A 14,683-nucleotide genomic window follows, 5' to 3' on the forward strand; every position below is an offset into this window, starting at 1 on the left:
AATTCCAACCGTCCTCTCCCAGGGCGGCAGGAGAAGTACGTTTCTAACAAAAGGGGAATATCCATGAAACGATTGACAGTCATTCTCTCTCTTGGTGCCGCTCTTCTGGCTAGCGCCGCATCGGCGGACGACCTCCGCATTGGCACAAGCGCTGATTACCCACCCTGGGAATCCGTGGACGGTGCTGGAAATATTGTCGGCTTTGACAAGGACGTCGGCGACGAGATTTGCAAGCGCATCGCTGCGACATGCGCATGGCAGAACCAAGCCTATGACGGTCTTCTTCCGGGATTGCAGGTCGGCAAGTTCGACGTCGTCATTTCAGGTGTCTCGATCAACGACGAGCGATCTCAGAAGGTCGACTTTTCAGTGGCCTATGCCGATGCCCCGAACTCGATCGTCGTCGCTCCCGGCAGCGAAGCTGCGTCCGCCAAAACGCCTGCTGATCTGCCCAAGGCGCTCGCGACAGCCGCCATCGGTGTGCAGAGCGGAACCACACACGAGCAGGTTATCCGTGCGCATTTTCCGGAGGCGGACGTTCGCACATACGAGCGCCCTGACCAGATCGCCGACGACCTCATTGCCGGTCGCATCGAAGCGGGTCTTATGGAGCGCTCCGCTTGGGCGCCTCTCGTAAAGGATCGTGGCGCTGACAAGCTCGTCTACGCTGGACCGTTGCTGACGGGCGCCGACTTTGCTGAGTTCGGAAAAGGCCAGGGGGTCGCAATGGCCAAGGGCAAGGCCGAACTCAAGGGAAAGATCGACGCTGCGGTAGAAGCCATGCTCAAGGACGGAACCATCAAAACGATTGCCGAGAAATATTTCGGCTACGATGTGTCCAAGAAGTGACGTCTTCAGGGGGGCGGCACGCCGCCTCCCTTCTTCAGGAGTGCACATGCAAATTGCAGCAGAAATCCTCGCCGCGGCTAAGCAAGATCTCGCAGACCTCGTTTCGATCCGATCCGTCAGCGCTCGAGCTGAAGACCTGGAAGCCTGCGCGGACAAGGTTGAAGCCCTTCTCTCGGAGGCGGGCTTCGATACCGGCCAATACCCCGGCGACGTGGGACCTTTCGTTGTCGGCGAAACGGGAGAGGGGCCGTTCACCCTGGTTATCTACAACCACTATGATGTGCAGCCCGAGGACCCCGTCGATCTTTGGACCGAACCGCCGTTCGTTCTATCTGAGCGGGATGGTCGTCTTTATGGGCGCGGATCTGCCGACGACAAAGGCGAGTTCGTCAGCCGTCTTGCAGGCTGGCGTGCCTTTAGGAAGTCATGTGTCGAACCTCTTCCATTTAAAATCATCTGGATCGTCGACGGAGAAGAAGAAATTGGCAGCCCGTCGCTCGCGCGTTTCCTCGAACGCAGGTTTCCCGAAACCACGGCCGATCTCTGCTGGTGGGAGTTCGGCGAGGTCGACAAGACTGGACGCCCGATTATTCTGATGGGATTCAAGGGCATTCTAGCGATCGAGCTCGGTTGTCGAACCGCAAAGGCTGACCTTCATTCGAGCCTCGGGGCAATCTTTGACAACCCTCTTTGGCGTCTGGCAACAGCCGTATCCTCACTTCGAGACGACAAGGGACGTGTTCTGATCAAGGGCTTTTACGACGACGTCGTCGAACCAGATGACCGCAGTAAGCAATTGGCGGCGGTTCCGCCATTCCCGCTTGTCGACCTTCAGCAGGAAACGGGCGGCGAACGTCTACTCGCAGGTGTCGATGCGGATACATTCTACGAGCACATCAATTTCGAGCCATGCGTAAACGTCAACAGCTTCCACGGTGGCTACGGCGGGGAGGGTTCAAAAACAGTGCTCCCGTGTGAGGGCGTTGCCAAGCTGGACTTCCGACTTGCGCCAGGCCAGCACCCTTTACTGGTCGCCGAATTGTTGAGACAGCATCTCGACTTGAACGGGTTCGACGATATTTCGCTCAAAATCCTCGATGCGGAAGTCCTTGGCGTCCGAAGCTCCTCCTTGCATTTCGCAATCGACTTAGGGATGGACCTTTTGCAGCAAGCGTTCGGACGCCCGGCCATCATCCAACCAAGCTCTGCAGCATCGGGTCTCGCCCATCCGTTCGTTAACAAGTTCGGTTGCACACTATTTGGGGCAGGCCTGACACATCACGGCGCAATGCTTCACTCCCCGGACGAAAACATTCTCGTCTCTCATCTTGAAAACATGATCTGGTTTTCGGAGCAGTTTTTCGCGAGCCTGAGCGATCGCCTTCGCCCATCAAAGGAGGGATCACGCGATGTTTGAGGCGGTTTATCAATACCGGGACCAGCTCCTTCATGGACTTGGGATGACATTGGCAGTCGCCATAGCAAGCTTTGTAATCGGATTTTTGATCGCGGCTGTCCTTGCACCTCTGGCGGTCTACGGTGGGCCGTTCTTACGCCGCGCAATCATGGGATATGTCGCCCTTATACGCGGTTTGCCGGAGCTTCTGGTGATATTCCTGATCTTCTACGGCGGCACGGTTTTCATGACCAAAATTGCAGGCCGCTACATCGAGGTCAATGCATTGACTGCGGGCATCGCCTCGCTCTCGATCGTTGCCGCAGCTTACCTGACCGAAATTCTGCGCGGTGCGCTTTTGAGCGTCGCGCAAGGGCAATGGGAAGGCGCGCTGTCTCTGGGCTTTCGCCGCCCGCGTGCGTTTTTGATGATCATTCTGCCGCAAATGATGTTGCGTGCTTTGCCGGGGCTTGGGAACCAGTGGCTCGTCGTGCTGAAGGAGAGTGCGCTTGTTTCTGTCGTCGGCCTTGAAGAACTCATGCGCAAGTCTGTCGTGGGAGCCGGAGCAACTCATCAGCCTTTAGCGTTCTACCTCGCGGCAGCAGCGCTTTACGTAATGATCACCGGCGTCTCGACCCTTCTTCTGAAGGCTTACGAAGCGCGCCTCACACCGCATATGAGGTGACGCATGTCACTAGACCTTTTTCTTCCAGCCTTTCTCGCAGTCAAGAACGGACTCTTGCTGACCGTGGCGATCACGATCGCCAGCTTTGCGCTGGGACAGATTCTCGCGTTGCCGTTGGCACTCGGCCTGACGTCGGCCCGGCAGGCAATCCGAGTGCCCGTTTCAACCTTTACCTTTCTCATTCGCGGAAGTCCGCTGCTGGTACAACTGTTTATAATCTATTACGGTCTCGGGCAAATCGAACTTGTAAGGAACAGTTATCTTTGGCCTGTCCTTCGCAGTCCGGTCTACTGCGCAATTCTGGCTATCGGTCTGAACTCGGCCGCCTACGCTGCGGAACTTCTGGCTGGCGGGATCAGGCAGCTTCCGACCGGGCAATGGGAAGCTGGACGGGCGCTGGGCCTGCATAGGACCGCCTTGTTGTCGAAAATCATCCTTCCCCAAGCCTATCGCTCGGTTCTTCCTGCGATCGGAAACGAACTCGTTCTGGTGATGAAGGGCTCGACGCTCGCAAGTGCGGTAACGGTGCTCGAAATGACTGGTGCAGCTCGTGTCTTCGTCGCCCGCTCCTACGCACCTTTTGAAACCTTCCTCATCGCCGGCACTATCTACCTCGTTATGGGCGCAGTCTTTGGAAGGATCTTCCGCTTTATCGAGACAAAAGTCGCTATTCCGGGGCGTTAAGTCTGGTTGGGCGCCACACCCGGCTGGTTACTGAACATCTGCTAAAAAAGGAATATTTGGCAAGGCGGCCCAAATGCTAACGGAGATTGGGGGCGGTTGATCCTGCTCGACCGTGACATCACGCCTGACCATCCCTTTCCTCGCTGAGTCTCTTGGATGCACGGTATCTAACTCTTTGGGCAGCACGGCCAGGCCGTATCGCCTCGTCTTGATCTGAGGGCTGCGGCAATCTGGCGAGGTTCGCATTGAGGCTATGTTTCGACCTCCAGTTCCTGATGCCTCACGCTTCTACAGTGATATACATGTTGCTTAGTTCACCGCCGCTAGAGGCGTCAGAGACAGGTGTTGCAGAAGCGGATATTTTGGAGGCACATGGCAGAGTCTACTGCACTACCCTGCGTCGGTCGCGCTAGGATCTAATGAAGGTGTTTGCCAATCCCGCGGCTTGCGGCAAGGCCGGATGAGTTATGCAGTAAAAACCTGAAAGGTCCGCGGGTGATACACACTATCGTGCATCTCCGCATCACTCATGCGGAAAATCGCCTATCAGCAGTCCGAATGATACGTGGGGTGGCCTGCGCGCGTACATTTTATCGTTCCAGGATTTTGCGCATAATCGTCATGATGTGGCGTTCGATGTGTTGAATACTCCCGTTTTGAGCAGAAACCTGAGCGCCTTCGAACAGAAATGTGATCTCCGCAGCCGTGAGCTGCGGATTTGGAATGTGGGCTTTGCGGCACATCTGTAAGACGCGCCCGGCCTGTGCCGTCTTGTGAGCCTCTATTTGTTGGCGCAGAGGGCTTTCTCTGTCTTCGATCTCGGCAATTGTATTCACAAACGGGCAGCCCCGGTGCGATATTGCCTCCAGACCCCGCGAAATAAACTCGGCCAATGCCATAAGCTGCGCGCGTGGGTCATCGTGGTGTACTCGTTCAATTTCGTTCAGCGCATGGCAATAGCGATTAATGGTTACCGTCAACCAATCCTGGATGAGGGCATCGCGTGAATCATAATGCCTGTAGATGCCCATTTTTGTCGTCTTCGCCTCAACTGCGATGGCGTCCATTGTCACATGCTGGATGCCATTCTCATCAAACAGTTTGTAAGCGGCTGCTGTAACGCGTTCTTTTAGCGAAGACATCTGATCCCTCAAACAATCAATCTTGACAATGATACTCAATGGTATCATTGATACTGCGCAGTATCATTCCTACGAATGTAGTTCATTGAAGAGAGGAAGCAAGCATGAATCTTCACGACTATACAGCCCAGGACGCTCTGGGGCTTGCGAAGCTGATTGAAAATCGGGATGTGGCAGCGCATGAAGTTATGGCTGCGGCTTTGGAGGCGTATAACTTAGTCAACCCAGACTTAAATGCTGTTGTAGGGATTTGGCCGGACGAGGTGATCATGCCGCAATCTGAGCGGGCAAAAAACGCTGCTTTTCCAAGCGTACCGTTTTTGATCAAGGATCTAGGTGCAACACGAGCCGGGCGTGCAAGTGAGCTTGGCAGCCGTATCGCCGCCGGCATGGTTGCACTGGCGGATTCGAACCTGATGAAGCGGTTTCGGCAAAGTGGACTGATACCTATTGGAAGAACATCAACACCTGAATTTGCCATCAGCACGACCACTGAAAGTGTTACCACTGGTCCGACGCGAAATCCGTGGAACATCAGCCGTAGTGCGGGCGGTTCAAGTGGAGGTTCAGGGGCAGCGGTAGCGTCTGGGATTGTTCCTCTTGCCCATGCGACTGATGGCGGTGGCAGTATTCGTGTGCCTGCTGCGGTAAATGGTTTATTCGGCTTGAAGCCGACCCGGGGAAGGGTTTCCAACGGTCCTTTTGTTGACGAGGTTTGGAGCGGGCTCGCAGTACAGTTCGGTGTCAGCAGGACAGTCAGAGACAGCGCAGCGCTTCTGGATGCTGTCCATGGGGGTGGTATAGGTGAGCCATATTATATTCCATCACCAGAAAACACCTTCCTTTCAACGTTGGACGCCGATCCGCACCCGCTCAGGATTGGATTTATGCTTCATCCGCTTAACGGCCAACAAACGTCGCGGGCGGTGGCAGATCAGCTTTGCCTAATCGCGAAGCTTTGTGAGAATCTCGGTCACGACGTGGAGGAGGTTCAGCTGGATCTCGGAGTTTCGTGGGAAGCTTTCGTTCATGCCAACGCTCAGTTCTGGGGGGTAAATACAGCTGCCTGGATCGATTTGGTGGCGAGATTGACCGGCAGAAAGCCTGACCGAGACGTGCTTGAGCCGGCAACATCTGCCATTTATGCTTACGGACGAGAGATAACAGGCCTTAACATGCTCCAGGCACTCGATACGAGAAACACTGTGACACGCGTCCTCGGGGCTTTTTTTGAGCAATATGACGTGCTGTTAACTCCAACCTTGCCGAACCTGCCGCCTCTGATTGGCGAATACAATAGCGGCCAAGACCATCTGGATGGACTGGAGTGGGTGGAGCGGGTATTCAGTTATTCACCCTTCACCGCTGCGGCGAATGTTGCCGGTATACCTGCGATGTCAGTGCCCCTATCTGTTGATGCCGCAACCGGCATGCCGGTAGGATCGCAATTTACCGCAGGCTTTGGTCAAGAACCTCTGCTTTTTAGTCTCGCAGGTCAGCTGGAGCGTGCTTTGCCTTGGATAGGAAGACAACCGAGGTTTTGGGCTGGCAGGTTGGGTGCAGAAGTTGGTTTTACATAATCAGCCAGAAAGCCATTGAGTGAGTACCGAAGTGGTGTTGCTCGATAATATCTGACACGCCGTTGCATTCTACCGACGGCTTAATCAAGCCATTTTGTGTGGATTCAATCATAAGATCGTTCCCCGTAATTGCAATGTGCTGATAATGAGCGAGCAAGCGTCTGGCAATCGATGTTTTGCTCGTTGGCAAGCCGGAAATAGTCTCCCCTCACGACGGCTGATGCCCACAGCATTGCTCCCGAGCATTTCTTTCTTTGAACGCCGTGGGCTTCACCCGTGCCAGATGCTACGGTTGGAGATTTCATGGATGAGTCGGAACAGGATTTGCTTGCCTACATGACGTTCCCATCACAACATCGCGCTAAATTGCACATCACGAGCCCATTTGGAACGTCTTAACAAGGAGGTATGCTGTTGATGTTGGCTGAGGGCGGTGGCGGCTCAGTTCCGCGTGGAGATCAACACGCATAGACGTTACCGAAGAGGTGATTTTGCGGGCCGCAGGCAGGATCATTTTCTCTCTAGGCTTTAGCGCTCCTCGCGGCCTTCATCACATCGGCAAGCTTCCGGTTAAGCCGTGCAATGGCTTCGCGTTCGTCTGAACTCCAGTCCGACAGCAATGCGTCAAGCAGCTTTCGTCGCGCCTGCACAATAGCGAGCACCTTCTGACTGCCGTTCTCTGTGATGATGGCTTGATTGATACGCTGATCTCCCCTTGCTGTCTGGCGATCGACTAGTCCCAACATTTCCAATTTTGCAAGTTGCCTACTGATCGTCGAATGATCGCGACCCACCTGTTCGGCAAGCTCAACGACGCCGATAGAGCCAGCTGTTCCAATACGAACCAGCAATGGAAACAACGCCCGGTCGAGCGATACGCCGGCTTCTTTTAACAGCACATCATCTTGACGTGGACTATTCAGGATGCCTACCAGATCGATCAGGGCTGCAGCCAGCGCATCGGAATTATGTGTATCGTGCACGCTTTACAAGCCTCCATACTGTTGTTATGTTCTGTGCATGATACACACATATACATCCGAACAGAAGCGCAGACCAAACATCTTGGTAATCATGGGTAGCGTTCGAGCCAACCGGCTTTGTCCTCAGATTGCAGCTTGGGTGATCGAAATTGCACGTGCCGAAACCAACCTCGATTTCGAACTAGTCGATTTGATTGACTGGCCATTGCCAATGAATGACGAACCGGACATTCCGGCAGCCGATGCCTATCAACAAGTGTCCACGAGGGCTTGGAGTAAGAAGATTGCCAGCGCCGACGCAGTCGCGTTTGTAGCGCCTCAATATAATTGGGGTTATCCTGGCGTACTCAAGAATGCGATCGATCATCTATATTCCGAGTGGCGCAACAAGCCTCTGGTAATCATCACCTATGGTGGTCACGGTGGCGGAAAATGCGCGGCCCAGCTCAAACAGATTGCCGAGGGCTTGAAGATGCGCATTATCGCGACGATGCCTGGTATCACACTTCCTCGATCAACCATTGAGGGCGCACCGCTGGATATGGTTGCGGACATCCATCATCAGGATGGCGCTGTAAAGCAAGCTTTGCTGGAGCTGGAGGCTGAGCTTGAGATTGACCATAGCTTTTTACAGGACTCTAAGTTTTGAGAGCCTCGTCCATTGGTTAAGGGACGGAGGCCAACTTTATATCAGTCACACGCTATCGGTTAGCCGACGTGTGGCCAATAGCTGTTAAAGGCAGGTGCAGAGCCCCCAGACTGACGAGATGGGGCAGCGTCTCCAATTTCTCTTGCTGTCGAGGTGTCTGCAATGCTAGAAGCTAGCTGTCGCACCACTGGCGATCGTAAGCGTTAACGTCACTCAACGCGCAAGCCCGAGACCGACTCTGTCGGCTCTCTGCAATTGCGCTTAGGTGATGGTTTGACGTTCAATCCAGCAACTACCGTTCAAACGGTGCTGGTAATAAGTAGGTCCGAGGGACTCAGGGGCAGGGATGGCTCATCCTCTCGCCGCCACACATCGTCATATCTCAACGCATTGCATAGAACCGCCGATTGGCCCGGGTTCATCCACCTTACGGAGCGTGCAATGATAAACTTTACCTCACCCGCAATATCTTCCCTGATCAACCGGCTCTTTGCGGACGCCGATGCTATCGAGGAGGCCTATGATCGGCAGATGGCAGATGTCCCGCCCGAAGTCCGCAACGCGGATCGAGCCGACTATCGGCGTTTCTATGAGCGTCTCAAGGAGCAGCCACTTGCGGTCTCTCGTGAAACCGGTGTCCTTCTCTATATGCTTGCGCGCGCTACCGGCGCCCATACTATCATCGAGTTCGGGACATCTTTCGGGATATCGACCATCCATCTTGCTTCGGCACTGCGAGATAACGGGGGCGGCCGCCTGATCGGTAGCGAGTTTGAGCCTTCGAAGGTCGATCATGCTCGTCAAAATATTGAGGCCGCCGGCCTGTCCGACTTGGTCGAGATTCGGGAAGGTGACGCGCTGGAGACTTTCGCGCGTGATCTGCCAGAACAGATCGACCTCGTGCTTTTGGACGGCGCTAAAAATCTCTATCCTTCCGTGCTGTCCCTTTTAGAGGGACGGTTGCGGCTCGGCGCGCTGATAATTGCCGACAATGCGGACGCAAGCCCGGAATATGTCGCACGGGTCCGATCTGTTAAACACGGCTATCTCTCAGTGCCTTTCGCGGCAGATGTGGAGTTATCGCTGCGCTTAAACGCAGCGGGCCTCAATAAGGCCGGCACCTAATCATTGGCCGGCTACGGTCGCTCGCGAAGTAGGCCGGGCCTGATCGAAGGTCGTTCAACGTCAACAATTGAGTAACAAAAAAGGTGTGCGGATACGTAACGAGATGTATCCGCACGTAAAATGGTAGAAGCTATGACTAAGATGAGTTTTGCAGTTGCAGCTAGAGTTCAGCAATGGTTCAGAACTGTCGTTGTGTTGCGGAAAACGACGGGCACAAAGAAGCATGTAAATGACCTTCCCGATCATATTTTACGGGATATTGGCTGGCCCGATTCTTATTATGAGCGGTTGCTCATGCCAGTGAAGAGGGCGGAGAAAAGCCGCCGTGCATGCAGTGGTCAGTATGAGAGTGCAAATGCGCCCAATCAACCTGGGCTGCGCGCCCCGCGATCGAGAAAGCGGGTTACCTACCTTGATTTGTAGGACTAGTCCGCGAGAAGTGGGGCGCGATGGCCAGAACGATCTGCATCCGCAAAGCCTGTTGACGCTGATTTTTGGGCAGTAGTTGTTCATCGGAATGAGCCACATCTCCGAACGCTCGGTCGTCAAGATGGCTCATTGGTTCTATTATCGGCGCGCAACAGCTGTAAGTGATTGATCAATGCCCTGAACGCTGGAGACGTCCTGGTCCGGTCCGGATAGTAAAGGCTAAAACCCGGTAAATCCGGAAGCCAGTCGGACAAGACAGAGACGAGTCGCCCAGACTTGATATCCTCGCGAACCTGAACCTCGAATAGGTAGGCGAGCCCCAAGCCGTCGAGAGCCGCGGAGCGTATCGCCTCCCCATCGTTGAACACCAGATGGCCGTTTGTTTTGAACTCGACGGTCTTGCCCTTTTTCGACAACGGCCAGCGATAGAGCCGCGTCGAACTAACGAAGCGATATCCGATGCAGACATGCGCCGAGAGGTCATCGGGATGTGTGGGAACCGGGCCGTGATTTTGGAGATATTCCGGGGAGCCCACGATCACAACAGGTGCGGATCGCGTGAGAGGCACTGCGATCATATCCTTATCGACCAGGTTGCCAAACCTGATACCTCCATCGAATCCTTTGGCTACGACGTCGCTGAACCCCTCGTCGATCGACACCTCAATCGACACGTTCGGATATTTCTCGCGAAATGACGTAAGCGACGGACGCAAAATGGTCTCGTAGGCGACAGGAACCATCGTCAACCGAACAGCTCCTGAAACAATCGAACGCATCTCCTGCAGGTTGGCCAATTCATCGCCGATGTCCCGAAGAGCTGGCACGAGCGTGCCGAGAAGTTGCCTTCCCGCCTCCGTCGGCGCGACGGTGCGTGTCGTCCTGGCAAGCAGCGTTACGCCGACACGTTGCTCAAGCTGGCTCACCGCATAGCTGAGAGACGACTGAGAAATTCCAAGCTCGGCTGCGGCAGCCGTAAAACTCTGGTGTCTTGCTACGGTCTCGAAGACAGCAAGGTCACGAAGCACTAGGCGATCCATTTATCTAACTCATCGATAGAGGTGTGCGAAATACACTATCTAATAGATAAGCTGCCAGTTCGCTATATTCGAGTCACCAAATTGAATTAAGAGGTGTGAGACAATGAAGAAACTGATGCTGGCCGCCCTTATTGGGACATCGATGGCTGTCCCCGCCTTTGCAGATGCCACAAATGTTGTGCTGGTCCACGGTGCGACAATGGACGCATCTGGGTGGCGACCGGTTTACGACATCCTGCGGGCGAAGGGCTTGAAAGTGAGCGTCGTCCAGCTGCCGCACACCAGTCTGGCGGATGACATCGCTGCCACCCGGCTCATCCTCAAGCAGCAGAAGGGTCCTACAGTGCTCGTTGGTCACAGCTACGGCGGAGCGGTGATCACGGAGGCAGGAACCGAAGAGGTGGTAAAAGCGCTGGTATACGTGGCCGCCCTGGAGCCCGATGAGGGCGAGAACCTGACCGAGCTTTCCCAGCTGTACCCGATGAAGATCAACATGGAGATGCTGGACGCTCACACCTTCGTTCCCAGCCCGACTACCTATCGCGACACGATCGCTGCGGATCTTCCCGAAGATGTAACTGACTTCATGTCAGCATCCTCGAAGCCGATGACCGTGGCGACGTATCAGGTAAGGTTCCACCAGGCGGCATGGCATGAGAAACCGACATTCGGCATCGTAACGACCGAGGACCGGGTCATTCCTCCAGAGTTGCTCCGTTGGATGTACAAGCGGGCAGGAACCAAAGCTACGGACATCAAGTCGAGCCACATGGTCTACATGTCTCACCCGAAAGAAACCGCGGACGTCATTCTCCAGGCCGTGAAGTCGGTAAACTAGTTGTCTTCACCTCGGTTATAAGATGGACAACCTTCGTGTCGCTTTCAGGGTTGCAAGCGGTTTTCCACGTCATGGTCCGTCAGAGATCGTAGCTCCCCGTGATAGATTTTTTGCGGCTCGGGGTATCCCGTTCGCATCGGAAATATGTGTCTGCTTTCGGGAAGCAGTTCCGTCATGTCTAACGGCCGTAATGCGGGCGCAAAGCCGTCATTCGATTGGCCGCTTTCATTCCTGTTTTTGACAAATGAAATATTTGACCACAAAATCGAGGCCTCGTGAACGGAGCTACATTGCCACTCACCATTTTCCTCGAACCGATGCTGCGCCTCGGGCAGCAATTCAAACGGGTTAAGATAGGCGTATCCGCTGAAGCCGGTTTTCGCGATAACCGCCTCCAGTCCTTGTTTTACGAGATACTCATGCCAGGGACAGCGGCAAGATCAGTAAGTTTGTCCAGCCAGCGTTGCATTTGACCCTCTGCGGTGATGTCTCATCGCCGCACTGTAGAGTGCAAAAGAGTTTCATCAAGCGACTGGAAAAACGCTACGCTGCAGTAATCTTTTGCCTGAGCTTGATTATCCTAAATCACAGATCAAAGTGCCAGACCTTCGAAACGATTTGCCATTTGCCGTCGATCTGTACCAGCGTGAGATCGTCGACAAATTTTTTGGGCAGGTAGACGTCCTTGACCCGAACATGCGCGGTTGTTGGACTACCAACAGACACGGATATGATCTCATCTTGGCGATGATCGCCCTTTTCTTTAGGAGATGGGCGGTTCGCGACGATATCCATGTATGCATCGACCGTCAGTTGAATTAGGTTTCCTTCAGTCGCCGAATATAGGTGTGCCTGAGGATGGAAGACGGAGCGAAACCCTTGGATGTCTCCCAGAAATAGTGCGTCCAAGTATATCTGAGCCGCTTCCCGGACGGCTTTTGTTACTGCATTCGTCGTGTCCATGTTCCGTCCTCCTTTAGGCAGCACCACGCTCGAACTCGGCGTCGGCAAGATCGAGGCCATGATCCAGTGCAGAGATTAGTGTCTCCAGTTCGTCGTCCGAAATGATGAACGAAGGGGCGAGGAACAGCGAAGTCTGTTCGCCGCTGGTGCCAATAACTGCGCCGGCCACCATTGCGCGGGCGGCAACACGCGACGCAATCGGCGCGTCGGTCGTATCGGCGTACCACTGGCGCCAATCAGGGCCATGCAACTCAATGGTCCAGTGCAGACCGAAGCCATCCACACGGGCAACGCTCGGGTGCTTGCGAGCGATCTCGATGAGCCGTTGTTGCATCCGGGTCTCCAACGTCTTGACGCGGCGAATGATTTGCCCGTCCGCCATTACAGATAAGTAGGCGCGTACGGCGGCTACCGCGCTTGGATGCGCGCGAAAGGTGCTGTAGGTCTGCCAGCTCTTGCCCTTCATCTGCTCTACAATGTCTTTCGACATCACAACGGCGCCAGCTGGGGCTGATCCGCCAGCCAGACATTTGCCGAGCGTCACGATGTCAGGACGGGTTTCACCACCTTGAAACGCGAACCAGCGACCACTGCGACCCAGGCCCGTTACAACTTCATCGGCGATCCACAGAGACCCAGCTTTTCGGGCGGCGTTGGCAACATAATCCTGGTATTCGGAATCGTAATAGATGCCGCCCTGCGTGTAATCTATGATCGTTGCCGCGACAGAAGACAGTGTCTCCTGTGTACCTGCCATTCGTTCAACCAGAGGCCGATTGTCGGGGAGGCCGCCATATTTGGCATTGGCAGGAGCCGGAAGGATCCGGACCGGGACCTGTGGTGGAACTGGCTTGCTGCCACCGCCTTGAATGGCGAGGCCCCCATGCCAGTGCGGCTGCACCGTCATCTGGCGTGCCAGACCAGCCATACCGTGATACGCCCGCTCGCGCGTCGCGAGTTCCGTGCGACCCGTAAGAGCCTGGGAGAAGGTCAGTGCCAAATCGTTGGCCTCACTGCCACTGAGGAAAAAACGGACGGCCCCAACCCAGCTTTTCTCTTCGCCGAAGGCGATATCGATCAGATCCTCGGCAGCGGCCTCACGTTCAGCCCAGAACCAACCTTCGTTGATGACCGGGTTCGAAGCTGCCTTCTTCATTGCCTCCACCATAACGGGATGCTTGTGGCCGAGCGGGCCGCCGGTATTGCTTCCGTCGATCAGTCGGCGACCGTCCGCCAGAACGAAATAGACACCTTCTCCATCGATCACTTTGATGAGCGGGTCCTTGCCCGCATTGAGTCCAGTTTGCAGAAGTCTGCTCATACGAGCCTCCTTGGATTTGAGCGTTTGATTGGGCTTTTCGGGGAATGCTGGCGCGATGCGACTAGTGGCTGTGTCCGTACACTTGCCGAAGAAATTCTTTCGTGCGCGGATGCTTCGGCCTGGCAAAGAATGAAACCGGGGCGTCTTCTTCCAAGATCACCCCACCATCCATAAAGATCACTCGATCTGCCACCGTCCTTGCAAACCCCATTTCGTGAGTAACGACGATCATCGTCATGCCTTCTCGGGCCAGATCGATCATGACATCGAGGACTTCCTTGACCATCTCGGGATCCAGGGCGGACGTAGGCTCATCGAACAGCATCACCTTCGGCTGCATGCAAAGCGCACGCGCGATTGCGACACGCTGCTGCTGTCCGCCTGACAACTGTCCCGGATAGGCATGAGCCTTGTTCGCAATCTTAACACGTTCCAAGAGGCTCATGGCCTGAGCCCGCACCACCTCGTGAGTGATGCCGCGAACGATCCGCGGCGCCAGCATTAGATTCTGCAGCACCGTTAGATGCGGAAACAGATTGAACTGTTGGAAGACCATTCCAACCTCTCCTTTGAGATCGGCGATGTTTTCACAGTTGGGATGCAACTCGTGACCATTCACCAGAATCTGCCCGCTGGTCCTCGTTTCCAAGCCGTTGATACACCTGATCAGAGTGCTTTTTCCCGATCCAGAGGGGCCGCAGAGCACCACCCGCTCGCCGGCATTGACGGCGATGCTTACGCCCTTGAGCACTTCCACCGACCCGTAGGATTTATGGATATTATCAAGGCTGATCATTGTTGGGCTTGAGGTCATTTTTTCCCCCGATGAGATAGTTCTTGTTGCGTGCTGCGAACGAATTCTTCGGCCCATCGACGACATTTGGGCCTGAATGGCGCAATGAACCGCCCTGTCAAAAACCTCAGAAAGGATGCGGATATGCTCTTAACTGATAATGGCGCAGTGATAACCGCTGACCCATCACCGGCCGGCTCGTAATC

At 54.9% G+C, this 14,683-nt stretch carries 14 protein-coding genes and 1 pseudogene; 9 read left to right on the forward strand and 6 right to left on the reverse strand.

The window, feature by feature from the left end; translation table 11 throughout:
• The first annotated feature begins 63 nt into the window (after positions 1–63).
• Genes RDL77_RS10185 through RDL77_RS10200 form a run of 4 tightly spaced genes read left to right on the forward strand, consistent with a single transcriptional unit; the run spans position 64 to position 3,614 of the window.
• The gene (locus tag RDL77_RS10185; protein WP_288192730.1) at positions 64–849 is read left to right on the forward strand and encodes a transporter substrate-binding domain-containing protein; all 786 of its coding nucleotides are present in this window, start codon (positions 64–66) and stop codon (positions 847–849) included.
• Between the two features lie 46 nt (positions 850–895).
• Positions 896–2,266 carry a M20/M25/M40 family metallo-hydrolase gene (locus RDL77_RS10190; protein ID WP_288192731.1) on the forward strand — a complete coding sequence of 457 codons (1,371 nt, stop codon included), beginning with the start codon at positions 896–898 and terminating at the stop codon, positions 2,264–2,266.
• Positions 2,259–2,930 (forward strand): ABC transporter permease subunit, encoded by a 672-nt coding sequence (locus RDL77_RS10195; protein ID WP_288192732.1) that lies wholly within the window; start codon positions 2,259–2,261, stop codon positions 2,928–2,930. Before RDL77_RS10190 ends, RDL77_RS10195 begins: the two co-directional genes overlap by 8 nt.
• 3 nt (positions 2,931–2,933) lie before the next feature.
• Entirely contained in the window at positions 2,934–3,614 is a 681-nt protein-coding gene (locus RDL77_RS10200; RefSeq protein ID WP_288192733.1) for an ABC transporter permease, read from the forward strand.
• Positions 3,615–4,204: 590 nt separating this feature from the next.
• Here RDL77_RS10200 and RDL77_RS10205 read toward each other — a convergent pair.
• Complete coding sequence (locus RDL77_RS10205; RefSeq protein WP_288192734.1) at positions 4,205–4,756, reverse strand: TetR/AcrR family transcriptional regulator; 552 nt, start codon at positions 4,754–4,756, stop codon at positions 4,205–4,207.
• A gap of 104 nt (positions 4,757–4,860) precedes the next feature.
• On the opposite strand from RDL77_RS10205, the gene RDL77_RS10210 reads away from it, so the two are divergent.
• Together RDL77_RS10210 and RDL77_RS10215 are read left to right on the forward strand one after the other, a co-directional pair.
• Positions 4,861–6,336, forward strand: coding sequence for an amidase (locus RDL77_RS10210; RefSeq protein ID WP_288192735.1), 1,476 nt, complete (start codon positions 4,861–4,863; stop codon positions 6,334–6,336).
• A 303-nt stretch (positions 6,337–6,639) separates the two neighbouring features.
• Positions 6,640–6,745 (forward strand): annotated as a pseudogene (locus RDL77_RS10215) (transposase); the annotation flags it as partial.
• Between the two features lie 112 nt (positions 6,746–6,857).
• Here RDL77_RS10215 and RDL77_RS10220 read toward each other — a convergent pair.
• Positions 6,858–7,319: a MarR family winged helix-turn-helix transcriptional regulator gene (locus tag RDL77_RS10220; protein WP_288192736.1), complete on the reverse strand. Its 462-nt coding sequence runs from the start codon at positions 7,317–7,319 to the stop codon at positions 6,858–6,860.
• 82 nt (positions 7,320–7,401) lie between these two features.
• Here RDL77_RS10220 and RDL77_RS10225 point away from each other — a divergent pair, with 82 nt between their 5' ends.
• Positions 7,402–7,968: an NADPH-dependent FMN reductase gene (locus tag RDL77_RS10225; RefSeq protein WP_288192737.1), complete on the forward strand. Its 567-nt coding sequence runs from the start codon at positions 7,402–7,404 to the stop codon at positions 7,966–7,968.
• 441 nt (positions 7,969–8,409) lie between these two features.
• Positions 8,410–9,093 carry an O-methyltransferase gene (locus tag RDL77_RS10230; RefSeq protein ID WP_288192738.1) on the forward strand — a complete coding sequence of 228 codons (684 nt, stop codon included), beginning with the start codon at positions 8,410–8,412 and terminating at the stop codon, positions 9,091–9,093.
• A gap of 545 nt (positions 9,094–9,638) precedes the next feature.
• On the opposite strand, the gene RDL77_RS10235 is transcribed toward RDL77_RS10230, so the two are convergent.
• Entirely contained in the window at positions 9,639–10,562 is a 924-nt protein-coding gene (locus tag RDL77_RS10235) for a LysR family transcriptional regulator (RefSeq protein ID WP_288192739.1), read from the reverse strand.
• Positions 10,563–10,665: 103 nt separating this feature from the next.
• Between RDL77_RS10235 and RDL77_RS10240 the strand changes: the two genes are divergently transcribed.
• Complete coding sequence (locus tag RDL77_RS10240; RefSeq protein ID WP_288192740.1) at positions 10,666–11,400, forward strand: alpha/beta fold hydrolase; 735 nt, start codon at positions 10,666–10,668, stop codon at positions 11,398–11,400.
• A 585-nt stretch (positions 11,401–11,985) separates the two neighbouring features.
• On the opposite strand, the gene RDL77_RS10245 is transcribed toward RDL77_RS10240, so the two are convergent.
• From RDL77_RS10245 to RDL77_RS10255, 3 genes are all read right to left on the reverse strand, one after another.
• Positions 11,986–12,363 carry a nuclear transport factor 2 family protein gene (locus tag RDL77_RS10245; protein WP_288192741.1) on the reverse strand — a complete coding sequence of 126 codons (378 nt, stop codon included), beginning with the start codon at positions 12,361–12,363 and terminating at the stop codon, positions 11,986–11,988.
• 13 nt (positions 12,364–12,376) lie between these two features.
• Positions 12,377–13,684, reverse strand: coding sequence for an aminotransferase class III-fold pyridoxal phosphate-dependent enzyme (locus RDL77_RS10250; protein WP_288192742.1), 1,308 nt, complete (start codon positions 13,682–13,684; stop codon positions 12,377–12,379).
• Positions 13,685–13,745: 61 nt separating this feature from the next.
• Complete coding sequence (locus RDL77_RS10255) at positions 13,746–14,498, reverse strand: amino acid ABC transporter ATP-binding protein (RefSeq protein WP_288192743.1); 753 nt, start codon at positions 14,496–14,498, stop codon at positions 13,746–13,748.
• Between the last annotated feature and the right edge of the window lie 185 nt (positions 14,499–14,683).

This window comes from uncultured Phyllobacterium sp. (genome assembly GCF_902479695.1).
Lineage (GTDB): Bacteria > Pseudomonadota > Alphaproteobacteria > Rhizobiales > Rhizobiaceae > Phyllobacterium > Phyllobacterium calauticae.